We start from the raw sequence: 1106 nt of genomic DNA, 5'->3' as shown, positions 1-1106 counted from the left end.
GCATTGTGATGCCCAACTCCAGAGAATGGCTGGTTAAGCAACAGTAAATTTAAACTGAGCCATTTAAAAAGAGTTTCATCTTTTCTGCTAGGAATGGTTATTGCCACAGGAATTTCAACCAATGCTTTTGCGGCAAACAAATTTGTTGGCGGTCAAGCTAATTATAACCCTTCAAGTACTGATCCCGGAGTCACAAGTATCTATACGGATATCTATACTCCATCATATCCTAATGTGTTTGAGTCTAGTTTTTCTTGCACTTGGCCAATGATTGTGGATTCTAATACCGACAAATATGTACAAGTGGGTTGGATGAAAATTAACTATCCCAACTACAAACAAGGAACGTACTATTTCTTTGAGGAAGGCTCAAGCACGAACGGAACTTATAATCGTGAATTTGCTGGTGTAGGGCCTGACCAATACACCACGCATGGTTATAGGGTCTTTATGGAAAACGGAAACTGGAAGGGCAGTGTAGACGGTGCTCAAATTGGTACTGTTCGGACCAAAACATGGAAAGGTGCAGGCATTCAATATTATGAAGAAATTGCTGGATCTGATCCGTATAAAGCAGCGTTTGCCGGAACTTCCAGTACACACGCGAAATTTTCCAGTCTTAGAACATATTATAACAACAACACCATTTATACTCCCGCTTTGAGTTTCTATGTTGATCCGGGAGCAGGAAAACTGGACAATTCGAAGTATAATTCTTCGGGATACTTTGATGCATGGGATGCTCGATACTAATATCTTCAAGGAGCTTGCCTGGCCTCCACCCCTTGAGAGGTAGAACGAAGGAATGTGAGGGCATAGACCCAGGGAGATATGGGAGGGTTAACCGCAAGGGTATATGTGGAGATCCATTTGCGACCATAGGTTTTTTAAACGGGGTGACCACCACCTCTATTCCCGCCAACAGGTCGATACCCATATTTTTACTCCTCGTCAAATATTATCCATGGGTGCTTCGTACGTCAAAGGTGAAATATTGTGATAGAGCGAGAAAAACGTAGAAAACATTAATTTATTGAGAGCAGCGGTACGATGTCAAGACCCTAACTTAACATAATATTTGCCGTACCCATGCTTTTTGGGGAGGT

At 42.1% G+C, this 1106-nt stretch carries 1 protein-coding gene; it reads left to right on the top strand.

Going from position 1 to position 1106, the window contains the following annotated elements; all coding sequences use genetic code 11:
* The first annotated feature begins 93 nt into the window (after nucleotides 1-93).
* Nucleotides 94-753: a hypothetical protein gene (locus ACFO8Q_RS06905; RefSeq protein WP_380024999.1), complete on the top strand. Its 660-nt coding sequence runs from the start codon at nucleotides 94-96 to the stop codon at nucleotides 751-753.
* The last annotated feature ends 353 nt before the right edge of the window (nucleotides 754-1106 follow it).

Origin of the sequence: Effusibacillus consociatus, from assembly GCF_042652925.1 — a bacterium.
GTDB classification, from domain to species: Bacteria; Bacillota; Bacilli; order Tumebacillales; family Effusibacillaceae; genus Effusibacillus; species Effusibacillus consociatus.
Note: the sequence above shows the minus strand (reverse complement) of the source record. Positions and strands in the feature narration are given on the sequence as shown.

Coding starts and splice junctions, on each gene's coding strand:
- ACFO8Q_RS06905 (WP_380024999.1), top strand. CDS start 94: ATGGTTATTGCCACAGGAATTTCAACCAATGCTTTTGCGGCAAACAAA.